Genomic DNA, 23,270 nt, shown 5'->3' with positions numbered 1-23,270 from the left:
CAATCGCTTACCCGTCACGGTATGAACATACTTTGTCAGTAGTCGAGGAGGAAGGGTCCGGCTAGTGCGACCCGGCCGGGAGGCGTGGGACGGCGGCGGGGTCGGAGAAGGCCAGCCGGGGCACCAGCACCAGGGCGGCAGCCGCGGCCAGTCCGGTAACCCCGCAAATGGTCCATACGGTGAGGTAGCCAGCGAGCGGCGCCGCGGTCTGCCCGGAGTCCCCCACGCTGGCCCCGGCGTCGGCCAGGACGTGGCTCAGCAGGGCGATGGCGAACACCGCGGACGCGAAGGCCCCGCCGATGGTCTTGGTGGTGTTGGTCAGGCCCATGGCCATCGCGGTGCGGTTGAGGGGCGCCGCCGCAGCGGCCGCCGAAGGCAGCGCCGCGACGAGGGCTCCGGAGCCGACGCCGGCGATCGCCATGTTGGCCAGGGCCTCGGCGAGGCTGTCATGGAAGGGCAGGAACAGCAGGTAGCCCAGGCCCACGAGTGCGGCGGCGCCCACGAGCGTCCAGCGCGGCGTGAGCCGGCCGGTCACCAACGGGTACAGCAGGGCGCCGACGAGCAGCGCCAGCACGTAGACGCCGATGATGATGGACACCTGCCCGGCGCGCAGGCCCAGGCCGTAGCCGTGCAGCGCGGGGTCGGTCCGGGCGAAGGTGGACAGCGGAGCCTGGGCGCCCAGAACCGAGACGCCAAAGAGTCCGGCGGTCAGCTGGACCGGCCACATGGACTTGCCGCGCAGCATCCTGATGTCCACGAGCGGATCTGCCACGCGCAGCTCGAACCGCGCGAACGGGATGAAGACCAGGATCCCGGCTCCCACCAGCGCCCACGGCCACCACGCGCCGGCTCCGTTGAGGCGCATGAAGGTCAGCCCCGAGGTGATGAGCAGCAGTCCGACGGCGAGCAGCGTGAAGCCGCGGGTGTCCACGCGTCCGCCGCTGCGCTCAAGGGACTCCGGCACGCCGAACCGGATGGCGAACCAGCACGCGGACACGGCCACCGCCGGAACCAGGAGCACCAGCTGCAGCTGCCCGGGGAACATTTCCACGAGCGCGCCGGCCGCGAGCGCTCCGGCGATGACACCGGCCTCCAGAGCCCCGACCAGAACACCGGCGGCCCGGCGAGTGCGGGCGGCGCCGTCGGGCATTTGATGGACGCGGCTGAAGATCAGGGCGATTTCCAGCGGCAGCCAGACCACGTAGAAGCCCTGGAACGACCACGCGGCCAGGAAGGTCCAGAAGTCCGGGGCGAGCGCGACGCCCCAGGATGCCGCGGCGGTGACCAGCGTGGAAGCCAGCAGGATTTTCCGGTGGCCGTATATGTCCCCAAGCTTGGCCAGCACCGGCACGGCGAGGGCACTGACCATGAGCTGCGCGGCCTCAAACCAGTTGACGTCGGCGTCGTGGATCCCCAGGTGACGGGCGATATCGGTGAGGATGGGCGTGTAGTAGCCCTGCAGGATTCCGCTGGTGAGCTCTACCAGACACAGAAAAGCTACGACACGTCGCAAAGGAGGCCTTCCGGGCGGGCAGGCATCTCATGACCGGCCGATTGATTGCATCCTAGGCCCGCGCTCCCCCGCACGCGGGAAACCCGGCCGGAACGGTGCGGGAATATTCATCCGCCCCGGACGTTATACCCGTCGATAGATGCAAATGCATGTAAATCGGTTATAGTAGAAGCAGTTCCCGGATCACCCCGGCCACGGAAAGGCACATCATGCAGATCGGCGTATTCAGCGTCAGCGACATCACCACCGACCCCACCACGGGACGCACCCCGACGGAGCACGAGCGCATCAAGGCGTCCGTGGCGATCGCCAAGAAGGTCGAAGAGATCGGCATGGACGTCTATGCCCTGGGCGAGCACCATAACCGGCCGTTCTTCTCCTCCTCCCCCACCACCACGCTCGCGTACATCGCGGCCCAGACCGAGCGCATCATCCTTTCCACGGCCACCACGCTGATCACCACCAATGATCCGGTGAAGATCGCCGAGGACTTCGCGATGCTCCAGCACCTCGCAGACGGACGCGTCGACCTGGTCCTGGGCCGGGGCAACACCGCCCCCGTCTACCCCTGGTTCGGCAAGAACATCCAGGACGGGATCGAACTCGCGATCGAGAACTACTCCCTGCTGCGCCGCCTTTGGGACGAGGACACCGTCAACTGGTCCGGCAAGCACCGCACCCCGCTGCAGAACTTCACCTCCACCCCCCGCCCGCTCGACGGCGTCGCCCCCTTCGTGTGGCATGGTTCGATCCGCACGCCGCAGATCGCCGAAGTGGCGGCATACTACGGTGACGGTTTCTTCGCCAACAACATCTTCTGGCCCAAGGAGCACTACCAGCAGCTGATCGGCCTCTACCGCGAACGCTATGAGCACTACGGCCACGGCAAGGCGGACCAGGCCATTGTGGGCCTCGGCGGCCAGTTCTTCATGCGAAAGAATTCCCAGGACGCCGTCAAGGAGTTCCGCCCCTACTTCGACAACGCCCCGGTGTATGGCCACGGCCCCTCGCTGGAGGACTTCACGTCCCAGACCCCGCTGACGGTGGGCAGCCCGCAGGAAGTGATCGAAAAGACCCTGACGTTCCGGGAGTACTTCGGCGACTACCAGCGCCAGCTCTTCTTGATTGACCACGCCGGCCTGCCGCTGAAGACCGTCCTGGAACAGCTGGATCTGTTCGGCGAAGAAGTGCTGCCGGTGCTGCGCAAGGAATATGCCGCGCTCAAGCCCGCACATGTCCCCGAACCGCCGACGCACGCCGGCCGGGTGGCCGCCGCACTGGCAGCGGGCACCGTGGACGCCGCGGCAGAGTCCAACCAGGACGCGTAATGTCCGCCAAGACCACAGAATCGCCGGTACGCCTGGCCGCGGAAACCTGGGAATCCCTGTTCCGGGCCCAGGTGGCGGTGATGCGCAAGCTGCAGGCGGCGCCGGCGTTCAAAGCCCTGGCGCTCAATGAGTACGACGTCCTGTTCACGCTCTCGCGCTGCCCCTCCGGGTGGCTGCGCCTGAACGAGCTCAACGACAACGTCCTGCTGAGCCAGTCCAGCCTCAGCCGGCTGGTGGAGCGGCTCGAGAAGCGCGGACTGGTCGAACGGACACCGGCACCCGATGACGGCCGCGGGATCCTCATCCGGCTCACCGATGACGGACGGGACCTGCAGAAGCAGATCGGCCGGGAACACGTGCGCGACATTGCCGCCCTCGTGGGCCCGGCCCTCTCCGCCGCCGAACAGCAGGAGCTGCTGCGGCTGACCGAGAAGCTCCGCGCCTCGGTCGCCGTGCGCTAGGCCTGCCTACTGGATGGCGACGAGCTTCGCCGGGTCTTCCAGCGGCAGCTCATCGACGACGGCGGTGACGCTGAGTTCCTTCAGGGACAGGCTGCCGCCCACGGTGGACAGGAAGGCGGTGTCCGAGGAATCCCGCCCGGCCGTGATCCGCAGCATGCTCTCCCGCGGCGCCAGCCCCGTCGGATCGATGACATGCCACGCGCCGTTGATGTGCGCTTCGGCCACGGCGTGGAAGTCCATCGGGGTCAGGCCCGGGGCGTAGACGGCGGCCAGCCGGGCCGGCACATTCTTGGAACGCAGCAGGGCAATGGCGAGGTGGGCAAAGTCGCGGCAAACGCCGCGGCGGTGCAGCAGGGTTTCGACGGCGCCGTCGGTCCCCCGGGAGGATCCGCTGACATAGCGCAGTTCGCTGAAGACCCAGTTGCGGATGGCGTTTAGCAGCTCTTCGCCCTGAAGCCCGCCGAATTCGGCATAGGCAGTCGGCAGCAGCCGGTCCGACTCCGCGTAGCGGCTGGGCCGGACATAGCGGATCAGTTCCATGAGCCCCGGTTCCTCGGGCCGGGCAAAGCCTGTGACGGTGGCCGAATACTCAACCAGCACTTCGGTGGGTTCGGCGAATTCCATGTAGTGGAAGCGCCCGCCGTGATGGTCCGAGAGTTCGGTCAGCGGCACGTCCTCGCCTCCCGCGGTCACCGTGAGCGATTCTTGGACCGAGCCGTACCCGGCGTTCCGGGCCACGGCCACGGCGAGAGCCACCTTGGTTTCGGCAACGGTCTTGAAGGCCAGGCGGGCGGCTACGGCGCGTTCCATGTATCTCCGGGATGTGAGGTAGGTGCGGGGAAGTCGCCGTCAACGGCCCGGGGATGTGCGGGTGGGCGGGACTAGTTTTTGATCTTCAGAGACATTAGCATCCGCTGGACGTCGGCGAATTCGGACCCCTCGTTGACGTACTTGGCAGCCTGGTCGAGAGTGTCAAACGCCTTTGCGGGGGCGACCTTCCGGTCCGGCGCCAAGGTCTTCAGCACCGTCAGGTCCCCAAACGAAAAGTCCCCCTTGCCGGCCGGGCCACGGACCACATTCTGCAACGCGCAACTCTTGCCGCCGGCGCCGCCCACCACGTTGGTGATGCCGTAGGAGCCGAAGTACTTGTAGCCCTGGATGACCCGGAACACCACGTGCGGGTCAATGGTTCCCTCGCCGCCGGCGTGGGGCAGGTCAACAGGCACGCTGCTGACCACGACGTAGTCCCGTGCGGCGCCGCCCGGGCAGGCCGGCGCAGGCTGCGGGGGCAGGCCGGTCTGCAAGGTGGCCAGATAAGCGCCTTTGGCGTCTTTGACGATGATCTTCAGCGCCCCCGGCAGCGTACCCGGGTCGGGAGCAACGGACTGGACAATCCAGTCCCGCGGCACTTCAAAGCTGACCGTCTTCGTCGGATCGGTAAAGACTTTCCAGGCCGCCGTGCTCGAGCCCGGGGCGGCGGAAGCGCTGGCCGACGACGCCGGAGCGGTGGTGGCCGTCGACGTCATACTCTCCGTCGCGCTACTGCCGGCTGTCCACACCGGACTCCCCTTGCCGCCGCTGCTGCAGCCCGTAAGGGCTGCCGCCGCGACCGCGAACGCCGCGCCGGTGCGCAGCACAGCGCTCCGGATTCCGGCGGTGCCTGGTCCTCGGGGTGGGGCCGTCCCAGTCATGATGCCAGCGTAGCCGGGGCGCCGCATGACTCAGAGTTTCCGCATCAGTGTTTCGTAGAAGCGGACCCCTTGGTCCAGCGTCTCAAGGGAAATTTTCTCGTCCACGGCGTGGATGGAGCCGCGGGCCCGGACGTCCATGAAGAACGGCGCGAACCGGTACACGGCGCCGCAGATCCCGGTGAAGCGGCGCGAGTCCGTGCCGCCCATCATGATGTACGGCGTGATGATTGCTTCGGGGAAGACCTGCCCGATGCAGTCCGCCAGCAGTTCCCACTGGGTCCCGGAGGACGGCGAGACCGGGGACGGGTCGTTGCCCTCCACGATGCGCAGTTCGATTTTCGGGTCGCGGATGATTTTCCGCAGGTGTGCCACGGTGCCCTCGACGGTCTCCCCCACCGCCACCCTGATGTTGGCGTTCGCCTTGGCCGTGGCGGCGAGGACGTTCGCCCCGGAGCTGCCTTCGAGGGTGGTGATGGCCACGGTGGTTCGGGTCATCGCGTTGGTCTCGTTGCCGAGCCGGCCAAAGAGCCAGGTGATCGGTGCCCGGAGCAGTGCCACGTTGGCGAACACCGCCCGCAGCGGCGGGGGCGTGTGCGGGCCGAAGCGGCGCAGCATCTCCGCGGTCACCTCCGGCAGCGACTGCGGGAACGGGTTGCGCTCGATCCGGGTGATGGCGCGGGCCAGCCGCGCCGTCGCCCCCATCCGCGGCGGCGTGGAGGCGTGTCCCCCCGGGTCCCGGGTCAGCAGCTCCACGTCCAGGATTCCCTTTTCGGCCACGCCGACGACGGCGGCCGGCCGGCTCACCCCCGGAAAGGCACCGCCCGCCACGGCACCGCCCTCGTCCAGCACGAGCCAGGGCTGCACGCCGCGGTCGGCCAGCAGATCTGCGGCAGCGGCCGCGCTGTTGCCGGCTGTCTCCTCGTTGTTGCCGAACGAGAAGTAGAGGTCATGCGCGGGGGCATACCCGGCCCGGAGCAGGCTCTCGGCCGCCTCCAGGATCGCCACGAGCTGGCCCTTGTCATCGAGTGTCCCGCGACCCCACAGGAATGTGCCGTCGTTGTGGCCGGAGAACGGTGCCTGCGACCACTGCCCCGGGTCGGTCGCCGGAACGACGTCGTAGTGCGCCATCAGCACCGACGCGCGCTGCGCAGCCGCTGGGTCCTCCGCCAAGGCGCTGCCGGGCCAGCGGTACAGGAGGGCATGGCCGTTGACCCGCTCCAGTTCCAGCGCGGCATGGACCGCCGGGTACAGCCGGGGCAGTGCGGCGATGAAGGCCTCGAACTGGTCTGTCTCCACGCTGGCCTCCGCCGGGGAGGAACCCCCGGCTCGGCGTGAGTCCCCGGCTCGACGGGACACAGTCCGGTACGTCACGAGCTCCGCCAGCGACGCCGCCGCGCGCCCTGCGCTGCCCGGCGCGCGCCCTGCGCTGCCCGGCGCGTTCCCGGGGCTGCCGGGCGCGTCCCCGACGCTCTTGAGGTTGGTGCTGGCGGCCGCGTTCTCCAGGGGGTTGCGCATGGGCGAAAGTCTATGGCCGGACGGCCCGCCGGAACGGGTCATCCGGCGCGCGGGTCCGGCCCGGAACCTGGGGCACAAATTCCGGCGCACAAATTTTGGCCTCGCGAAAGCGGATACGCTGGGGGCATGGCCGAACATGACTTTGACGGAACGCACTTTGGGGACCAGGGCGACGTGGCAGGCATGTCGGCGCTCGATATCGCGGACTGGCGGCTGCGGACCTTTGCCCTCTATGCCACCACGCGGAAAATTGCCGCGGACAGCCCGGCAGAGGCCCATTCCTACTGGCGCCAGGAGCGGGACCGCATGTTCGGCACGCACCCGGCCTCGGCGCTGACGGCCGAGGCCAAGGCCAGCTTCGGCGGCCTGAAGACGGCGGACTACGATCCGATCTACCGTTTCCACGTCCCCCTGACCCTCGAGGGCGCCGGGCGGGAGATGAATGTGGAGACCGGGACTGACGGACTGGTCCATTTTGTGCGGCTGGGCACCTTTGACCTTCCCGAGATGGGACAGCTCGCGGTCTGGAAACTCAGGGGCTACGGCGGCGGCATCTTCGTGCCGTTCCGCGACGCCACCGCCGGCCAGCCCGGCGGCAGCTACGGCGCCGGACGCTACCTCCTGGACACCATCAAGGGCGCTTTCCACGGCGTGCGGGGGTCCGGGCCCCAGGCCGAATTCATCCTGGACTTCAATTTCGCCTACAACCCCTCCTGCGCCTACAACGAAGCCTGGGCATGTCCCCTTGCCGGCCCGGCGAACCGACTGGCCGTGGAAATCCCCGTGGGCGAGCTGTACTGAGCGGATGGAGTCCCAGCTCGAACGGCAGGCTCCTGCCGCCGCCGTCGTCCGCGGGCAGACCTCCCGCCGCCACCGCGGAATCCTCCGCTACCCCGTGGTCAGGCAGCTCATCCGGTTCACCGGCGTCGGGATTGTCTGCACCCTGACATCCTTGGCCTTGTACGCCCTTTCCCGGCCCTGGCTCGGGGCCCAGCCGGCCAACGCGGCGGCCCTGATCCTGACATCGTTCATGAACACCGCCCTCAACCGGCGCCTGACGTTCAAGATCACCGAAACTCGCCGGATGAAGCGGGACCATCTCAACGGCCTGATCGTGATCCTCGTCGCGCTGCTGATCACCGGCGGCAGCCTGGCCGTCTTGCACTGGGTCAACCCCGATGCCACCGTGGCCGAGGAGTTGTGGACCACCACCCTCTCCGGCTTCGCCGCCACTGCCGTGCGGTTCACGATGCTGCGGCACTGGATCTTCCGCCGCGCCCGCCACCGCTAGCCGCAACCCCGCCCGGAGCCCCAACCCCGGGTTGCGCTATCAGTTGATGCTGCTACCGGTGCTTGTGATGTCTCACGTCATCGTTGACACTTCATATCTCAACTGATCGTGGACGGTTTATGTCTCAGGACTTCGTGGACGGTTGGTTGGTGGGGCCGTTGCGGCCGATGTAGACGGTTCCTTTGGGCGGGCGTGGGTGGCGGGTGATTTCGGTTCCGCGGGCGTCGAAGAACATGATGGTTTCGTCGTCGTAGAGGACGTGGATCTGTTCTCCTGCGTGGTTCGTTCCGATGTAGAAGTGCATGCCGATGACGGTGACTTCGCCGCCGCCCCACTTTTCGTTGCACGCTCTGGCGTGGTGTTGGTTTGCGGGTTTCGGGGGTCGGGGGATCGGGCGGCAGGGCTGTCGCGGTGGCGTTCCAGGCCTCGGCCGGGGTCGTGCCGGGCGGCAGCGCCTGGTGTTCACGCTCGGTGTTGTAGTACGTGTCGAAGACATCGACGTGGGCCTGTAGTTCGGCGATGGTTCCGGCTTGGGGATGGCGGTTCAGGTAGGTGTGCAGGGTCCGGTGGAAGCGTTCGTTCTTGCCCTGGGTGGTGGGTTTGTAGGGTTTGCCGGTGATCGGCACGACGCCGAGGGTTTTGAGGTATTCCACCAGGGCTCCGGTGCGGCCCCTCCGGGTGGGATTGAACGCTGCCCCGTTGTCCGAGAGGAATTTTTGGGGCACTCCGTGGCGATCGATGGCCATTCGCACTACCCGGATGGCCGCCTCGGATTTCTCTGCGTCCGCGACCAGAGATGCCAGTGCCAGACGGGAATGATCATCGATGAGCTGGAAAATGGCCACCCTGGCTCCGCCGGCCAGCAGCCACTGCGTGGAGTCGATCTGCCAGCAGCCGTTGGGTTCCGGATAGACGAATCTTTGGTAGGCGCTGCGGGGTTTCTTCCTCGGTTCCGGGACCACGACTCCCGCCCGGGTAAAGATCCGGGCCAAGGTGGCACGTGATGGCGGTTGGACCCCCTGGCGTCGCAGTTTGGCGGCGACGCTCAGGGGTCCGTGGTCATAGCCGAGGCTCCTGAGGGACTCCCGGGTCGCGAGAGCCAGCTCCGCCAATGAGGTATCGACCTTAGCAGGGCTGGTCGTCGGCCTGGTCGAGGCCGTTTCCATGGCTTTGACCGGCCCAACGGCGGCAGCCGTGGCCCGGATCTTGTAAAACCAGGCCCGGGACACTTTATGACGTTGGCAGAACTGTGTAACCGCACCCCTCTCGGCGTCGTCAGGCCATGTCGCCACCAAATGCCGGATCTTGATATCGGGGTGCATTTTGCTCATGCCCCGAGCAAAACCGGTCCGAGTGTCCACGATGTCCTGAGACACACTGTCCACGATGTCTTGCGACAGAAATGTCCATTAAGTCATGAGACTCAACAGCTGCTACCGGTGCTCGTTAAGGACATTTAGTGATAGCTCAACCGGTGGTTGGGGTGCCCAGGGAGCGGACGCTGCCGACGGCGGTGCGGACCGCGGCCGCCGCCTCCTGCAACTGCGCTGCCGTGACGGTCGAGTCGAAGCTGAACCGCACCGCCGTCTGGGCGGCCTCGGGCTCGATGCCCATGGCCAGCAGCACGGGCGAGGGCGCATCCGAGCCGGCCGCACACGCGGAACCGCTGGAGCAGATGATGCCCTGGCGTTCGAGTTCCAGCAGCACGGACTCGCCGCTGGTGCCCGGGAAGCAGAAGGAGGCCACCGAGGGCAGCCGCTCGGTGGGGTGCCCGGTGAGCAACGCGCCCGGAACACCGGCCAGCACAGCGTCAATGAACCCGTCGCGGAGGGCAGCGACGCGCCCGGCCGGTTCCCGGGGCAGTGTGAGGGCCGTCGCCAGCGCCACGGCCCCGGCGACGTTTTCCGTTCCCGAGCGGCGGCCGCGCTCCTGCCCGCCGCCGTGGACCAGCGGTTCAACCCGGAGCCGTCCGCGCACAAACAGCGCGCCGCTGCCCTTGGGGGCGCCCAGCTTGTGGCCGGAAATGCTCAGCGCGTCCACGCCCAGTGCGCCGGTGTCCAGCGGCAGCCAGCCGGCGGCCTGGACGGCGTCGGTGTGGAACGGGACTGCGTGGGCGCGGGCCAGCTCCGCGAGCCGGGCGATGGGCTGGACCGTGCCGACCTCGTTGTTGGCGTACATGATGCTGACCAGGGCCGTCCGGGGCTGCAGCGCCGCAGCTAGGGCCTCTTCCGTCACCTGCCCGAAGCGGTCCACGGGAATCACGTCAACCGCGAAGCCGTGGACCCGTTCCAGGTACCTGGCGGATTCTTCCACGGCAGGATGTTCGACGGCGCTGATCGCCACCCGGTCCAGGCTCGGATCGGCGGCGCGGCGGGCCAGGGCGATGCCCTTGACGGCGAGGTTGTCCGCTTCCGTGCCGCCGGAGGTGAAGACGACTTCCCCGGGGCGGCAGCCCAGGGCCTTGGCGGTTGCGGCACGGGCCCCGGCGAGCGCCGTGGCGGCCGCCTCCCCCAGGGAGTGATGGCTTGACGGGTTGCCGAACTCGCCCGTGAGGTAGGGCCACATGGCCTCCAGCACCTCGCGGCGCACCGGGGTGGTGGCAGCGGCGTCGAGGAAGATCACGGTGCGCCTCAGCCGGCCGTCTGTTCCGGGGCAAAAACGGGCCCGGCACCGGGCTCGACATCAAGCTCAATGTCCAGGCCGAGGTCCAGGGCCGTGACGCTGTGCGTCAGGGCCCCGATCGAGATGACGTCCACTCCCGTGGCCGCGACGTCCGTCACGGTGGCGAGATTGACGTTGCCGCTGGCCTCGACCCGGGCCCGGCCCCCCACCAGCTCGACGCCGGCCGCCAGCTCGGCGAAGGAGAAGTTGTCCAGCATGATGGTGTCAACCCCGGCGGCAAGAACCGGCTCAATCTGCTCCATGGTGTCAACTTCCACCTCGAAGTGTGTTGTGTGGCCAAGCTGGGCCTTGGCGCCGCGCAGCACCTCGGTCAGCTTGGCCGGATCACCGCCGGTGAGAACGGCCAGGTGGTTGTCCTTGGCCAGGACTGCGTCGGACAGGCTGAAACGGTGGTTGGCGCCGCCGCCGCAGCGTACGGCATAGCGTTCCAGCACCCGCAGCCCCGGCGTCGTCTTCCGGGTATCGGTGATCCGCGCCCCGGTGCCGTCCACGAGCGCCACGAACTCGGCGGTCTTGGTGGCGATGGCGCTCATCCGCTGAACCAGGTTCAGGCCGACGCGTTCGGCCAGCAGGACGGCGCGGGCGTTCCCGGTGACCCGGGCCAGGGCGGTTCCGGCAGTGAAGGCCGCACCGTCGTTGACCAGCAGTTCGACGACGGCGCCCGGGTCGGTCAGCTTCATCGCCGCGGCGAAGACCTCCCCGCCGCTCAGCACGCCGGGAACGCGCGCATTGAGCACCGCCGTCGCCCGCGCCTGCGCGGGGATGAGCACCTGCGAGGTGATGTCCCCGTACGGGGCGTCCTCCTGCAGCGCCGTGCGGAGGACGGCCAGGACGGCGGCCTCCGGCAGGCTCCCGGCGAGCGCCGGCTGTGCGGTGGGGCGTGCAGCGGTTCCGGTGGCTGCAGTGGCAGCGGGTGCTGTCATGACGAGATCCTTTGCTTGGGACGGGATGCGGAGGCATGCCGGGGGCCGGACTTACCGGCCATCGATGTGGAGCGTGCAGGGGCAACCAGCACCGCGGGGTGCGCGACTCCAGCCGTGCTGTCTGCCCGGTAGTGGGCGCCGACGGAGTGCGTGCGCTGCCTTGCCGCCGCCACGAGGAGTTCCGCAGCCAGCAGCAGGTTCCGGTCCTCGTGGGAGGCCTGGTCCAGCCCGGCGCGGACCCCTGCTTCAAAGTCGCTGGCTTCAAGGTCAGCCGCTTCACAGTTAGCGGCTTCAATGTCAGCCGCTTCAAGGTCGGCGGCCCACTGCGCCAGCTGGAACGCGGCGGCGTCGAGGTCGGTGCCCGTGCGCGTGACTCCGGCAGCCGCGGTCATGAGCCTTCCCAGGGCCGCGCGGCTAAAAGGAACCTCCGTGGCCCAGGGGGCGGCTGTCCTTGGGGAAACGGCTGCTGCGGCCGGGACGCGGCTGCCGGGATGGACGTCCTCGCGTGCCGGCGAGAGCCAGGCCGTGTCCGGCACGGGCGCGCGCAGGAAGTCCTCGACCGCGCGGCGGCCGAACACGAGGCCCTCCAGCAGCGAGTTGCTCGCCAGCCGGTTTGCCCCCTGCGCGCCCGTGCGGGCGACCTCGCCGGCGGCGTACAGGCCGGGAACGGACGTGCGGCCCCGCAGGTCGGTGCACACGCCGCCCATCCAATAGTGCGCGGCCGGGGACACAGGTACCGTCTCTGCGGTCCAGTCGTAGCCGGCGGCGAGGGTGGCCGCCGTGATGGTCGGGAACCGCCGGGCCAGGAAGCCCGCGCCCCGGTCTGCCTCGATGCCACGGGCGTCCAGATAGACCGGGCTGTCCGGCGCGGCCCCGGTGGCGGCCAGGTGCAGCGCGATGCTGCGGGAGACGACGTCGCGGGGGGCCAGCTCGGCATCGGGGTGGTAGTCCGGCATGAAGCGGTACCCCGCGGAATCCAGCAGCACCGCCCCCTCGCCGCGGACCGCTTCGGAGATGAGCAGGGCTGGCGGCCCGCCCGGGACCTCCTCGGCGGCAAGGGTGGTGGGGTGGAACTGGAAGAACTCGAGGTCCCGCACCGCGGCGCCGGCACGCCAGGCCAGGGCCAGCCCGTCGGCCGTCGCGACGGAGGGATTGCTGGTGCGGGCAAAGAGTCGGCCGGCACCGCCGGTGGCGAGTAGGACGGCGTCGGCCGCCAGCTGCTGGGGCCGGCCGCCGGCCAGGTAGGCCACGCCGGTGACCCGGGCCGGCGTCGGGGGCTCGCTGCCTGGCTGTGACAGTGCATTCGACAGAGATTCCGGCAGGACTTCCGATTCGGTCAGGAGGTTGGTGACGAAGGCGCTGGTCTCCACCCGGAGCCGGCCGTGGACAGCACGGTCCAGGACCGCGCGTTCCAGGACGGCGGCGACGAGCCCGCGGGCGATGCAGGCGCCCGTCGCGTCGCCGCCGGCGTGCAGGATGCGCGGCGCCGAATGCGCCGCTTCCAGGCCCAGGGCCGGTCCGCCGTCGGGACCGGCGTCGAAATGCACGCCGTAGCGGCCCAGGCCGGTGATGTCCCGGACGGCCTCGGTGCACAGGACGCGGACTGCCTCGACGTCGTTCAGCCCGGCACCGGCGGCGAGCGTGTCCGCGATGTGCGCTGCCACGGAGTCCCCGGGGGCGGCATCCTCCGGTGCCAGCACGGCGGAGACGCCGCCCTGGGCGTAGAAGGTGTTGCTCTGCTCCAGCGTCCCCTTGCTCACGAGGACCACCTCGATGTCACGGCCGCCGGCGGTGGCGGCCTCGGTGGCGAGCAGCGCGGCGTAGAGCCCCGCAACCCCGCTGCCGACAATCACGAGCCGCCTGGTCACGGCCGCGCCGCCAGCATGCGTTCCAGCGCCACTTTTGCCGGGGCGGCAACGTCCTCGTCCACGGTGATGCGGTTGAGCACCTCGCCGCGGACGAGCGCTTCCAGGACCCAGGCAAGGTAGCCGGGGTGGATGCGGTACATGGTGGAACAGGGGCAGATGACCGGGTCCAGGCAGAAGATGGTGTGCTGCGGGTATTCCGCGGCGAGGCGGTTCACCATGTTGATCTCGGTGCCGATCGCAAACGTGGTGGGTTCCGTGGCCGCGGCGATGGCCTTCTTGATGAAGTCGGTGGACCCGGCGGAATCGGCGGCATCCACCACCTCCATGGGGCATTCCGGGTGCACGATCACCTGCACGCCGGGGAACTCGGCGCGGGCCTTCTCGATCTGGCCCACGTTGAAGCGCTTGTGGACCGAGCAGAAGCCGTGCCAGAGGATCACCCGGGAATCGAGCAGCGTCTGTTCGTCGTTGCCGCCGAGGTCCTTGCGCGGGTTCCACATCGGCATATGCTCCAGCGGCACTCCCATGGCCTTGGCCGTGTTGCGGCCCAGGTGCTGGTCCGGGAAGAACAGCACCCGCTGGCCGCGCTCAAACGCCCACTCCAGCACCGTCGCGGCGTTCGAGGAGGTGCAGACGATCCCGCCGCGCTCGCCGCAGAAGCCCTTCAGGGCTGCGGAGGAGTTCATGTAGGTGACCGGGATGACCGGGACCCGGCCGTCGGCGTCGGGCTCCGTGCCGAAGACTTCCTCGAGCTGTTCCCAGCACTCGGTGACGGAGTCGATGTCCGCCATGTCCGCCATGGAGCAACCCGCGGCGAGGTTGGGCAGGATCACGGCCTGGTCCGGCCGGGACAGGATGTCCGCGGTCTCGGCCATGAAGTGCACGCCGCAGAAGATGATGGCTTCGGCGTCCGGCCGGGTCAGGGCCGCATTGGCGAGCTGGAAGGAATCGCCCACGAAGTCGGCGTATTCGATCACTTCGTCGCGCTGGTAGAAGTGTCCCAGCACGACGGCGCGGTCCCCCAGTGCCGCTTTGGCGGCGCGGATCCGGGCGTCGAGTTCGGCGTCGCTGGCGAGCTTGTACTCCTCCGGCAGCCGGCCCTGCCGGGGAGTCGAGACCGGTGCGACGTCGGCGGAGGAGGCGCCCGGTCCGTAGGCGGGCACTCCGGCGAGGGCCTCGGCGAGGTCGTAGTCCCAGGGCCCGCGGGCCAGCGCAGGGCTGCAGGTGGAGGCGGCCGCGGCCCCCGTCATGGTGGTGGCCTGCTCGCGCGTGATCAGCTGGATTGCCGCGTTGACGCTGCTCATGGTGTGCTCCTGTTGTCTGGGTCAAGGCCTGGGCGGCCGGTAAAGCGGTAAAGGCGTGGCGGGCGGTGCTTGCCGCCCTGCAGGTACTGATCGGTTTCTTCGATTTCCGGCGTGGCCTTGACCTGCCGGCGGAAGTTGGCGGGATCGAGTTCGCGGTCCAGGACGGCCTCGTAGACTTCCCGGACCTGGGCGAGGGTGAAGTACTCACCCAGCAGGTGGTAGGCGATGGATCCGTAGGCCATCTTGTTGCGCAGCCGCCACAGGGCGTAGTCGACGATCGCGTTGTGGTCGAAGGCCAGCTCGCCGAGCCGGTCGGCGCGGAACCAGCGGACGTTTTCGGATTCGTCGGCGAGCGCGGCCTCCGTGGGCTGGACGAGCGCCCAGTACACAATCGAGACGACGCGCTGGGTGGGCGAGCGGTGCAGCCCGCCAAAGGCGTAGAGCTGTTCGAGGTAGTTCGGGGCCAGCCCCGTCGTGTCGCGCAGGTTCCGCGAGGCGGCGTCCTGGAGGGATTCGGAGTGGGTGAGCGGGCCGCCGGGCAGGGCCCAGAGGCCCTTGAACGGCTCGCGGATCCGCCGCACCAGCGGGATCCACAGCGTGGGCCGTCCGGACTTCTCGCTGGGGCGCAGCGCAAAGATCACGGTGGAGATGGCCAACGACGGCGGCGCGGTCTGGCGCTCCGAGACGTTGGCTGCTGTGGTGTAAACGGTGGTTCACCCGCCCTCTGAGGTCCCGGGCGGGTCCAGCGGTGGACTGCCCGGACAGATCCGGCGCGACCGCCGGATTAGTTATAGTCAAATTGACTAGAACTAATGATACGGCCGCGACGGCAGGGCGCAAAATGTTTCAGGTCACATGGGCGGGCACATTTGCGGACACGGCCGAGGCGCCGGCGCTGCCGGGGTTCGGTCCGGGCTTGTCCGCGGGAGCCGGCAACGGTAACAATCGGGGCTATGGACGGAGAAGACATGGCCCCGGAGGGTGGGGACTCAAAGGGTAGGGACTCAGCAGCAGTCAGGGCCCGTTACGCGGGGGCGGCCCAGGCATTCCTGGAGCTCGCCGGACAGGTACCGGACCAGGCGTGGCCGCGGCCGGCGCTGGGTGAATGGGACGTCCGGGCCCTGACCGGCCACACGAGCCGCGCCCTGACCACCGTGGAGACCTACCTCGCCACCCCGGCCACCGGGGAGCGGGTGGCGGGTCCGGTGGAATACTTCCTGGCCGTCCGGGACGCCGCCTCGCCGGACGCGATCGCGCAGCGAGGCAGGGAAACCGGGGAAGCCCTGGGCGAGGACCCGGCCGCAGCCGTGCGGGAGCTGGTCCAACGCGTCACCGTCCTCGTCAGGAACACTCCGGACGATGCCCTGGTGGCCACACCCGCCGGGGCAATGGCGCTCATCGACTACCTGCCGACCCGGACCTTCGAACTGGCCGTGCACACCCTGGACCTGGCGCGCGCCCTGGGGCTCCCGCCGCCCGCCTCCCTGGCCCCGGCGGTCGCGGCCTCCCTGGAGCTCGCCGGAGCCATCGGCTCCCGGTTGCCGGCCGCCGGTGAGTTGCTGCTCTTGCTTACCGGCCGGACCGGCCTGCCCGAGGGCCTGAGCGTCCTCTAGCCGGTTCCCCGGGCCGCGGCATGCCCGCCCTGCTCACCGGCCTGGCCTGTCACTTGCTTGCGGCCGCGGCTTCCAGCAGCGGCAGGGTGCGCCCCTGGAAGTGCGTGTTGAGCACGATCACGGACGAGGACCGCAGGACCGTCCTGGTGGCGATCATGGCATCGAGAACGCGCTGGAGGTCCGAATTGGAGCGTGCGGCGATGCGGGCCATGAGGTCGGAACTGCCGGAGACGGTGTGGATCTCGATCAGTTCGGGGATCCGCGCCAGGGCCTCCACGACGGCGTCGTGCCCGAGGTCCTGGTTGATCGTGAGGGAACAGAACGCCACCACCGGGTAGCCGAAGTGCGCCGGATCCGGGTGCGGCACCCATGAGCCGATCACGCCGGCGTCCTGCATCCGGTCCAGCCGCGACTGCACCGTGGCGCGGGCTACCTTCAGCACCCTGGAGGCTTCCAGGACCGAGGCCCTGGGAGAATCCGTGAAAAATCGGACAAGCTTTGCATCCAGCGGATCAACGTCCATGGATTTTTCCTTTCCGAGCGGCCCGGGTGTGACAAACCGCCGCCAATGCCCCGATTCAGTGAGCAAACTGCCACCATGCTCTCACGGCGGGGGCGCCCCGGCGATCCGTAGCGCCGGCCCAAAGACGGTAAATTCAATAGGTCCCATAAGGACGCACAGATCCAAACCACACGAAGGTTCGCCATGACAACGAAGTCCACCGCGACGCTACCCACCGCGGTTCCCGCCCCGAGCCTGGGGCACAGCATGAAGCCGCGCCAGTTGACCATGATGGGGCTGGGCAGCGCGATCGGCGCCGGCCTGTTCCTCGGGTCGGGGGCAGGAATCCAGGCGGCGGGACCGGCCGTGCTGATTTCCTACCTTGTTGCCGGAACCCTGATCATCCTGGTGATGTGGGCGCTCGGCGAGATGGCCGCGGCCAACCCCAACAGCGGCGCCTTCTCCGTCTACACGCAAAAAGCCATGGGCAAGACCGCAGGGGCGACCGTCGGCTGGCTCTGGTGGCTGCAGCTCGTGGTGGTCATCGCCGCCGAGGCCCTCGGTGCGGCCGGGCTCCTGTTCACGGTGTGGCCGGTGATCCCCGTCTGGGCACTGTCCCTGGTCTTCATGGCCCTGTTCACCGCCATTAACCTGGCGGGCGTGAAGAGCTTCGGCGAGTTCGAATTCTGGTTCGCCATCCTCAAGGTGGCCGCGATCGTGATCTTCCTCGCCATCGGCGCGGCCCTGCTGCTGGGCTGGCTGCCGGACGTCCCGTCCCCAGGCCTTAGCAACTTCACTTCCGGCTTCGCCCCGGCAGGCCTCGGCGGCATCGCCACCGCACTCTTCGTCGTGATCTTCGCCTTCGGCGGCACTGAGATTGTGAGCGTGGCCGCTGCCGAGACCGAGAACCCGGAGCGCAGCGTCGCCCAGGCGATCCGCACCGTGGTCTGGCGGATCCTCGTGTTCTACATCGGCTCGGTTTTCGTCATCGCGGCCGTCCTTCCCTCAACCTCTGCGGCCCTGAAGTCCCCCTTCGCCGGCGTCCTCGACGTCGCGCGGATCCCGGGTGCGGGTGCCGCGATCACCCTGGTGGCCGTCATCGCGCTGCTGTCCGCGCTGAACGCCAACCTCTACGGTGCGTCTCGCATGGTGTACTCGCTCTCTGAGCGCGGTGAAGCCCCGAGGTTCCTTTCGAAGCTCAACTCGGCCCGGGTCCCGGTGGTGGCGGTGAGCGTCTCCGTGGCTTTCGGCTTCCTGGCCGCCGTCCTGGAACTGCTCTTCCCGGACCAGATTCTGCCGGCGCTGTTCCAGCTTGTCGGCTCCACGTGCCTCGTGGTGTGGGGCTCGGCCCTGGTCTCCCAGCTGATCCTGCGCCGCCGGGCGGACCGCGACGGCACCCCGCTGCCGCTGCGGATGAAGGGCTTCCCTGCCCTGACGATCTTCGGGCTGGTGCTCCTGGCCCTGATCTTCGCCGTCGGTTTCAGCAGCCCGGACAGCAGCAAGCAGCTGTTCAGCACCCTGGTACTGGTGGCCGGCATCGCCGCGGCGTGCTGGATCGGCGCCCGGATCACCGGCAACCGCCGCGCCGGCGTAGCGGCCGACCAGCAGACCCGCTAGACAAATTGCCAAGCTCACCGGCGGCAGGGACGGCAAAAGTGTGCAGTCTGGGCAGCCCAACCTAGGCTGATTGCCCACCCCGCCGCCGGTGACTAGGGTCACAGGCATGGACACACTTCTCCCCGTGGCTTCCGGCGGCGCTGCCGGACCGCTCACTGCCGACGAGCTCCGCGAGCTCTATTCGCTGATGGTGGCCGTCCGGCACCTCGACACGTCGGCCATCGCCTGGCAACGGCAGGGCATCATCCCCGGCTACGCCCCCGAGCTCGGCCAGGAAGCGGCCCAGGTGGGCAGCGGCTACGCCGTGGACACCACCCGGGACTTCGTCTTCCCCACCTACCGCGAAATGGGCGTCGCCCGGACCATGGGCGTGGACATGGTGGCCTACATGTCCACCCACAAGGCCACGTGGCACGGCGGCCTGTACAACCCGATGGAATCCCGGCTGGCCCCGATCCAGGCGGTCGTCGCCGGCTCCGTCCTGCACGCCGTCGGCTGGGCCCACGGCCAGACGCTCGATGGAAAAGACGGCGTCGCCCTGACCTACTTCGGCGACGGCGCCTCCTCGCAGGGCGACGTGCACGAGGCGATGAACTTCGCCGCCGTGATGAAGGCGCCGGTGGTGTTCTTCGTCCAGAACAACGGCTGGGCCATCTCGGTCCCCACCGAACGGCAGGTGGCCGGCGGCTCCGTCGCGGCCCGCGCCGCCGGCTACGGGATTCCGGCGCTAAAGATCGACGGCGACGACGTCGTCGCGGTCCTCGAGGCGACCCGCCGCGCCTTCGCGCATGCCCGCTCCGGCAACGGCCCGGTGCTCATCGAGGCCATGACCTACCGCCGGGGCCCGCACTCTACCTCCGATGATCCGGGCCGCTACCGCTCCCTGGACGAGGAACGCGACGGCGCCGGCACCGACCCGCTCGAGCGGCTCCGGCAGCGGCTGCTGGCCGACGGAATCGCGGACGAGGCGTTCTTCGCCGAGGCGCTGGCTGCGGCCAAGGCTGAAGAGGAGCAGATCCGCACCGGCATCCAGGGGCTCGGCTCCCGGCCCGGCAGTGAAATGTTTGACCTGGTCTTCCAGGAAACCACCCCGGCCCTGCAGGCCCAGGCCGCCAACTGGCGCGAGGAGTCCGAACATGTCTAACTCGATTCTCGAAGGCGTAGACGCCGCAGGCGACGACACTGCCGAGAAGACTGCCGAGAACACAGCCAGCCCCGCATCAACCACCGTGATGTCGATGCAGCAGGCGCTTAACCGCGCCCTGGACGAGGTCCTCGCGGACAACCCCAAGGCCGTCATCTTCGGCGAGGACTGCGGCCGGCTCGGCGGCGTCTTCCGCATCACCGACGGGCTGCAGGCCAAGCACGGCGTGCAGCGCGTCTTTGACACCCCGCTGGCGGAATCCGGCATCCTCGGCATGTCCGTGGGCCTGGCGATGGCCGGGTTCCACCCCATTCCCGAGGTCCAGTTCGACGGTTTCGCCTACCCGGCGATCAACCAGATCGTCTGCCAGATCGCCCGGATGAACTACCGCAGTCGTGGCACCATGCCGATGCCCATCACCCTGCGCGTGCCCAGCTTCGGCGGCATCCGGGCCCCCGAACACCACGGCGAAAGCCTCGAGGCACTCTTCGCCCACGTGCCGGGCCTCAAGGTGGTCTCGCCGTCGAACCCGCATGAGGCCTACCACCTGCTCAAGTACGCCGCCACGCGGCCGGACCCGGTGATCTTCATGGAGCCGAAGTCGCGGTACTGGCAAAAGGGTGAGGTCGACGCCGCCCGGCACGATACAGGCGGCGGCTCCCCCACCGGTGCCAAGGTGATGCGCGAAGGCCGCCATCTCACGCTCGTTGCATGGGGTGCCATGGTCTCGCGCTGCCTGCAGGTGGCCGAGCTCGCCGCCGAGGACGGGATCGACATCGAGGTCCTGGACCTGCGCTGGCTCAAGCCGATCGACGCCGAAGCGCTGGCCGCCTCCGTGCGCAAGACGCGCCGCGCCGTCGTCGTCCACGAAGCGCCGCTGACCTCCGGCCTCGGCGCCGAGGTGGCGCAGCTGATCACGCAAAGCTGCTTCGATACCCTCAAGGCCCCGGTGGAGCGCGTCACCGGCTTCGATGTCCCGTACCCCTCGGGCGACCTCGAAGATGAATACATCCCGAACATTGACCGGATCCTCTTCGGCATCCAGCGAGTATTGGAGTACAAACGTGGCTGAAATTTCCTTCCCGCTCCCCGATCTCGGCGAGGGCCTGATCGAGGCAACCGTGCTGGAATGGCTGGTTTCACCGGGCGAGCAGGTGGAGCGCAACCAGCCGCTGGTGGAGGTCGAAACCACCAAGTCGGCCGTTGAATTGCCCAGCCCGCAGGCAGGTAAGGTAGTGCGTATCTACGGCGGGCCCGGTGACAAGATCAATGTCGGCGAGCCCCTGATTGTGTTTGAGGTGCCGGACAACACCGCCGGCATCGTGGGCACGGTCCCGAAGGAAGAGGCACCAAAGCGCCGGGTCCGCCTGAGCGCCGTACTTGATGAGGACTGAGAGCATGAGCGGCAGACACACCGGCGAACTGCATTCCCACACCGTGGAGGGCACCGACCCCCAGCTGTACGTGCAGGTGCATGAGCCCCAGAACGACGCCGGGCTCCGTCCGGTCCTGCTGCTGCACGGTTTCTCCTCCTCCTCGAAGCTCAACTGGGAGGACACGGGCTGGCTCGCCGCGCTCCTTGAGGCCGGCCGGCGCGTCATCACCGTGGACCTGCCCGGCCACGGCCGCAGCGGCGCGCCGGAGGACATGGACTCCTACTCCCCCAGCCGGATTCGCGCTGACCTGCTGCAGATAGTGTTCGACGCCGGCGTGCGTCCCCTGCGCGACGGCGACCCGTCCAGCGGCCTCGACGTTATCGGCTATTCGATGGGATCCCGGCTCGCCTGGGAGTTCGGCGCCACCCAGCACGAGCTGGTGCACCGGCTGGTCCTGGGCGGCCCCAACGTCGCCGACCCCCTGGCGGACTTCGACCTGATCGCCGCGCAGCGGTACCTGGCCGACGGCACCCCGATCGCGGACGAATCCACCGCCGGGCTGCTAAAGATGGCCATGCTGCTGCCCAGCAACAACATCTTCGCGCTGCTGTCCCTTATCGAGGCGATCAAAACCGAGCCGTACGACCCCGCCGAGGCCGTGCCGCGCATGCCCATGCTCCTCGTGGCAGGGGAAAAGGACGACCGTGCCGCCTCCATGCCGGAGCTCGCCGCCCTCGGCGCCAAGGCCGGCGGCATGGTCGAACAGCTGGTGCTGCCGGGCCGCAACCACACCAACGCCATCACCAGCCGCGCCTTCAAGCAGGGTGCCATCAGCTTCCTGGGCGTCTAAGCAGACAGGCAGCGCAACACAGGCAAGACACAAGAGAGGCACGGACCGCGGTCCGTGCCTCTCTTGTGTATTGCTTTGCCTGCCGGAACAACCGCCTAGTGGTGGCTGCTGACGCCGAGCGGGCGGCCCTTCGTCTCCCCGGCCAGCAGGACGCCGACCGCGGAGATGACGCAGAGGATCATGATGTAGATGCCGATGGAACCGGTCCACCCGGTGCCCTGCAGCAGGACCTCAGCAATGGTGGCAGCGAACGCACCGCCGAGGATGGCGCCGAAGGCGTAGCCGATCGAAATGCCCGAGTAGCGAACGTTCGCCGGGAACATCTCGGCGTACATCGCGGACATGGGGCCGTAGGACAGGCCCAGGCCGATGGTCAGGACAAACAGCGCGACGCCGTAGAGCACGATGTTCTTGGTGTCGATCAGCGCGAACATCGGGATCATCCAGGCGAAGACGATGCCGTAACCGAGCAGGAAGGTCTTGACGCGGCCGATCTTGTCCGACAGCCAGCCTCCGACCAGGGTGAAGATCAGCCAGCCGAAGGAAGCCAGCGTGGTGGCCAGCAGGATCTGCGGGGTAGGCATTTTCAGGGACTTGGTGGCGTAGGAGATGAAGAATGCGATCAGCAGGTAACCGGCGGCGTTGTTGCCGATGAAGATCATCGTCGAGTAGAGAACGGCCTTCTTGTGGTTGCGGAGAAGCTCGCCCAGGGGCGCCTTGCTCCCTTCCTTGCGCTCCTGCATCTCCTTGAAGACGGGGCTCTCGGCGACCGCCCGGCGGATCAGGTAGCCGACGACGATCAGCACGATGGAGAGCAGGAACGGAACCCGCCAGCCCCAGGCCGCGAAGTCTTCCTTGGACATGGACGTGTTGAGGAAGTACAGCAGGCCCGTGGCGAGGATCATGCCCACGGGCACGCCGATCTGCGGGTAGGCCCCGAACAGGCCGCGCTTGCTCTTGGGAGCGTGCTCCACGGCCATCAGGGCAGCACCGCCCCATTCACCGCCGGCGGAGAAGCCCTGGATGACGCGGAGCAGGATCAGCAGGACCGGAGCCCAGAAACCGATCTGCGCGTAGGTGGGCAGCAGGCCGATCAGCGCCGTGGCGGCACCCATCATGATGAGGGTGAAGACCAGCATGGCCTTGCGGCCGAGGCGGTCGCCCAGGTGGCCGGCGACGACGGCGCCGAGCGGGCGGAACAGGAAGCTGATGCCGATGAGGGCGAAGGACAGGATCTGCGCCAGGCCCGGGTTGGAGGCGTTCAGCGGTGCCAGGAACAGCGGTGACAGCAGCGTTGCCGTCAGCTGGGCAAAAATGAAGAAGTCGTACCACTCGATGGTGGTGCCGACCAGCGTGCCCGCGAGGACCTTTCGTTCCTCATGCTTGCTGCTGGGGCCCGCCTCGGTATCGACACGTGAAGTTGCGGTCATTGGAACTCCGTTGCTGGGGGCAGAGGTACTGCCCAAGTGGGTGCGAAGTGACTAGCTGGTGCCTCTTGGGTACTGGCCGCGGAAGTTGCGGAGCACTCGAATTACTGATCGAACGGTCAGTTAGTATCCTAAATACTACTATGAAATGTGTGATAGGGCACA

The 23,270-nt window shown here is 68.4% G+C and carries 21 protein-coding genes and 1 pseudogene; 10 read left to right on the top strand and 12 right to left on the bottom strand.

Going from position 1 to position 23,270, the window contains the following annotated elements; all coding sequences use genetic code 11:
• Window positions 1-61: 61 nt before the first annotated feature.
• Window positions 62-1,513, bottom strand: coding sequence for an MFS transporter (locus M2428_RS02260; protein ID WP_277523258.1), 1,452 nt, complete (start codon window positions 1,511-1,513; stop codon window positions 62-64).
• A gap of 209 nt (window positions 1,514-1,722) precedes the next feature.
• Here M2428_RS02260 and M2428_RS02255 point away from each other — a divergent pair, with 209 nt between their 5' ends.
• Entirely contained in the window at window positions 1,723-2,841 is a 1,119-nt protein-coding gene (locus tag M2428_RS02255; protein ID WP_277523255.1) for an LLM class flavin-dependent oxidoreductase, read from the top strand.
• The gene (locus M2428_RS02250) at window positions 2,841-3,302 is read left to right on the top strand and encodes a MarR family transcriptional regulator (protein ID WP_277523253.1); all 462 of its coding nucleotides are present in this window, start codon (window positions 2,841-2,843) and stop codon (window positions 3,300-3,302) included. Before M2428_RS02255 ends, M2428_RS02250 begins: the two co-directional genes overlap by 1 nt.
• Before the next feature lie 6 nt (window positions 3,303-3,308).
• On the opposite strand, the gene M2428_RS02245 is transcribed toward M2428_RS02250, so the two are convergent.
• From M2428_RS02245 to M2428_RS02235, 3 genes are all read right to left on the bottom strand, one after another.
• Window positions 3,309-4,112: a transglutaminase family protein gene (locus M2428_RS02245; protein WP_277523251.1), complete on the bottom strand. Its 804-nt coding sequence runs from the start codon at window positions 4,110-4,112 to the stop codon at window positions 3,309-3,311.
• Window positions 4,113-4,183: 71 nt separating this feature from the next.
• Window positions 4,184-4,993, bottom strand: a complete 810-nt coding sequence (locus tag M2428_RS02240; RefSeq protein ID WP_346780700.1) for a hypothetical protein — start codon at window positions 4,991-4,993, stop codon at window positions 4,184-4,186.
• A gap of 30 nt (window positions 4,994-5,023) precedes the next feature.
• On the bottom strand, window positions 5,024-6,508 hold the full coding sequence (locus tag M2428_RS02235; RefSeq protein WP_277523249.1) for a M20/M25/M40 family metallo-hydrolase: 1,485 nt from the start codon (window positions 6,506-6,508) through the stop codon (window positions 5,024-5,026).
• 126 nt (window positions 6,509-6,634) lie between these two features.
• Here M2428_RS02235 and M2428_RS02230 point away from each other — a divergent pair, with 126 nt between their 5' ends.
• Complete coding sequence (locus M2428_RS02230) at window positions 6,635-7,309, top strand: DUF1684 domain-containing protein (protein ID WP_277523246.1); 675 nt, start codon at window positions 6,635-6,637, stop codon at window positions 7,307-7,309.
• A gap of 4 nt (window positions 7,310-7,313) precedes the next feature.
• Entirely contained in the window at window positions 7,314-7,799 is a 486-nt protein-coding gene (locus M2428_RS02225; RefSeq protein WP_277523245.1) for a GtrA family protein, read from the top strand.
• Window positions 7,800-7,897: 98 nt separating this feature from the next.
• On the opposite strand, the pseudogene M2428_RS02220 reads toward M2428_RS02225, so the two are convergent.
• From M2428_RS02220 to M2428_RS02195, 6 genes and pseudogenes are all read right to left on the bottom strand, one after another.
• Window positions 7,898-9,091 (bottom strand): annotated as a pseudogene (locus M2428_RS02220) (IS481 family transposase).
• Window positions 9,092-9,266: 175 nt separating this feature from the next.
• On the bottom strand, window positions 9,267-10,421 hold the full coding sequence (locus tag M2428_RS02215) for a cysteine desulfurase family protein (RefSeq protein ID WP_277523243.1): 1,155 nt from the start codon (window positions 10,419-10,421) through the stop codon (window positions 9,267-9,269).
• A gap of 8 nt (window positions 10,422-10,429) precedes the next feature.
• Window positions 10,430-11,404: a carboxylating nicotinate-nucleotide diphosphorylase gene (gene nadC / locus M2428_RS02210; protein WP_277523242.1), complete on the bottom strand. Its 975-nt coding sequence runs from the start codon at window positions 11,402-11,404 to the stop codon at window positions 10,430-10,432.
• Window positions 11,401-13,272 (bottom strand): L-aspartate oxidase, encoded by a 1,872-nt coding sequence (nadB, locus tag M2428_RS02205; RefSeq protein WP_277523241.1) that lies wholly within the window; start codon window positions 13,270-13,272, stop codon window positions 11,401-11,403. The genes nadC and nadB overlap by 4 nt, the downstream gene beginning before the upstream one ends.
• A complete protein-coding gene (gene nadA / locus M2428_RS02200) occupies window positions 13,269-14,576 on the bottom strand; it encodes a quinolinate synthase NadA (RefSeq protein ID WP_277523239.1) in 1,308 nt (435 codons plus the stop codon). Before nadA ends, nadB begins: the two co-directional genes overlap by 4 nt.
• Window positions 14,573-15,232 (bottom strand): NUDIX domain-containing protein, encoded by a 660-nt coding sequence (locus tag M2428_RS02195; RefSeq protein WP_277523237.1) that lies wholly within the window; start codon window positions 15,230-15,232, stop codon window positions 14,573-14,575. Before M2428_RS02195 ends, nadA begins: the two co-directional genes overlap by 4 nt.
• A 297-nt stretch (window positions 15,233-15,529) precedes the next feature.
• On the opposite strand from M2428_RS02195, the gene M2428_RS02190 reads away from it, so the two are divergent.
• A complete protein-coding gene (locus tag M2428_RS02190) occupies window positions 15,530-16,189 on the top strand; it encodes a maleylpyruvate isomerase N-terminal domain-containing protein (RefSeq protein WP_277523235.1) in 660 nt (219 codons plus the stop codon).
• A 49-nt stretch (window positions 16,190-16,238) separates the two neighbouring features.
• On the opposite strand, the gene M2428_RS02185 is transcribed toward M2428_RS02190, so the two are convergent.
• On the bottom strand, window positions 16,239-16,712 hold the full coding sequence (locus tag M2428_RS02185) for an Lrp/AsnC family transcriptional regulator (RefSeq protein ID WP_277523234.1): 474 nt from the start codon (window positions 16,710-16,712) through the stop codon (window positions 16,239-16,241).
• A gap of 183 nt (window positions 16,713-16,895) precedes the next feature.
• Here M2428_RS02185 and M2428_RS02180 point away from each other — a divergent pair, with 183 nt between their 5' ends.
• The 5 genes from M2428_RS02180 (at window position 16,896) to M2428_RS02160 (ending at window position 21,678) form a co-directional block, all read left to right on the top strand.
• Window positions 16,896-18,308, top strand: coding sequence for an amino acid permease (locus M2428_RS02180; protein ID WP_277523232.1), 1,413 nt, complete (start codon window positions 16,896-16,898; stop codon window positions 18,306-18,308).
• A gap of 106 nt (window positions 18,309-18,414) precedes the next feature.
• Window positions 18,415-19,452, top strand: a complete 1,038-nt coding sequence (locus M2428_RS02175; RefSeq protein ID WP_277523231.1) for a thiamine pyrophosphate-dependent enzyme — start codon at window positions 18,415-18,417, stop codon at window positions 19,450-19,452.
• Entirely contained in the window at window positions 19,445-20,524 is a 1,080-nt protein-coding gene (locus tag M2428_RS02170) for an alpha-ketoacid dehydrogenase subunit beta (protein ID WP_277523229.1), read from the top strand. Before M2428_RS02175 ends, M2428_RS02170 begins: the two co-directional genes overlap by 8 nt.
• Complete coding sequence (locus M2428_RS02165) at window positions 20,517-20,846, top strand: biotin/lipoyl-containing protein (protein WP_018775751.1); 330 nt, start codon at window positions 20,517-20,519, stop codon at window positions 20,844-20,846. Before M2428_RS02170 ends, M2428_RS02165 begins: the two co-directional genes overlap by 8 nt.
• A gap of 4 nt (window positions 20,847-20,850) precedes the next feature.
• Window positions 20,851-21,678, top strand: coding sequence for an alpha/beta fold hydrolase (locus M2428_RS02160; protein ID WP_277523225.1), 828 nt, complete (start codon window positions 20,851-20,853; stop codon window positions 21,676-21,678).
• 95 nt (window positions 21,679-21,773) lie between these two features.
• Here M2428_RS02160 and M2428_RS02155 read toward each other — a convergent pair whose 3' ends face one another.
• Window positions 21,774-23,108 carry an MFS transporter gene (locus M2428_RS02155; protein ID WP_277523223.1) on the bottom strand — a complete coding sequence of 445 codons (1,335 nt, stop codon included), beginning with the start codon at window positions 23,106-23,108 and terminating at the stop codon, window positions 21,774-21,776.
• Window positions 23,109-23,270 lie beyond the last annotated feature (162 nt).

Origin of the sequence: Arthrobacter sp. ES3-54, assembly GCF_029504395.1 — a bacterium.
Classification (GTDB): Bacteria; Actinomycetota; Actinomycetes; order Actinomycetales; family Micrococcaceae; genus Arthrobacter.
Note: the sequence above shows the minus strand (reverse complement) of the source record. Positions and strands in the feature narration are given on the sequence as shown.